This is a genomic window from Allobosea sp. 2RAB26 (assembly GCF_052115465.1).
In the GTDB taxonomy this organism is placed as follows: Bacteria; Pseudomonadota; Alphaproteobacteria; order Rhizobiales; family Beijerinckiaceae; genus Allobosea.
Window position 1 is genome coordinate 1 of sequence record NZ_JBFRGS010000068.1, and the last position, 836, is coordinate 836.

The following is an 836-nucleotide window of genomic DNA, read 5'->3' on the forward strand; positions in this document are numbered from 1 at the left end:
GTCGCCCTGTCGCACCCCGATCGCCTGGACGACGCCGCCGTCGCGGTGCTGCACCTCCTTGAGGTTCTGATCGACCTTGATCGAGCCCTGGGCGATCACGGCGCCGTTGAGATGGGCGCTCGCGGCCCAGCCGCCGCAGCCGACGACCARGAGCAGGGCGAGCGCGGTACCGGCGAGCATATGCCGGCCGAGCCCGAAATTCGGCTCGTGATCCCCCTGCGATGCGATACTGCGCCTGGTCATGCTGGTCTCTCCCGTCCGCCCGCCCGGGATGCGTGGCCCTGCGGCCCCGCGCCGAGGTCAGTAATAGTAAAGCCTGTGACTGCCCTGGATCTCGATCGAGTAGTCCTTCTCGTCATGCTGCTCGAGAAAGACATCGACATAGGTGCGGTCGTCGTCCCCGATCTTCTCGATGCGGAAGTGGAAGGGCCGGCCGGCAGCGTCGGCCTCGTCGCCATAGGCCGTGGCGAACGGATCTGCTCCGTCCGCAGCGGCATTGGCGGCGGGGTCGTCATCCGTGCCGATCTGGTACTGCTTGACGACGATGCGGTCGCCGGCCTCGAGATCGAGGATCCGGTGGATCAGGTCGCGATCGTCCGCGTCATAGGGCACGTCGAAGGAGAAGCAGTCGTCGCCGGCACCGCCGGTCAACGTCACCGCATCAGTGCCGATGGTGAAGTGGTCGTTGCCGCTGCCGCCGATCACCGCCTCGATGCTGGAGAAGCTGTCCTCGCCGATCTCGACGCTGACCGCCTTGCCCTCGACCAGATTGATGTCGATGCATTGCGTCGCCTGGGAGTAATCCAGCGTGTCGCTGCCGTTGCCGCCATCATAGC

General features: G+C 66.1%; 1 protein-coding gene and 1 pseudogene. Both read right to left on the minus strand.

The window, feature by feature from the left end; genetic code table 11:
- Nucleotides 1-243: pseudogene (locus AB4118_RS34025) on the minus strand (HlyD family type I secretion periplasmic adaptor subunit); the annotation flags it as partial.
- Between the two features lie 57 nt (nt 244-300).
- The coding region (locus AB4118_RS34030; protein ID WP_441493901.1) for a M10 family metallopeptidase C-terminal domain-containing protein at nt 301-836 on the minus strand (536 nt) is incomplete at its 5' end.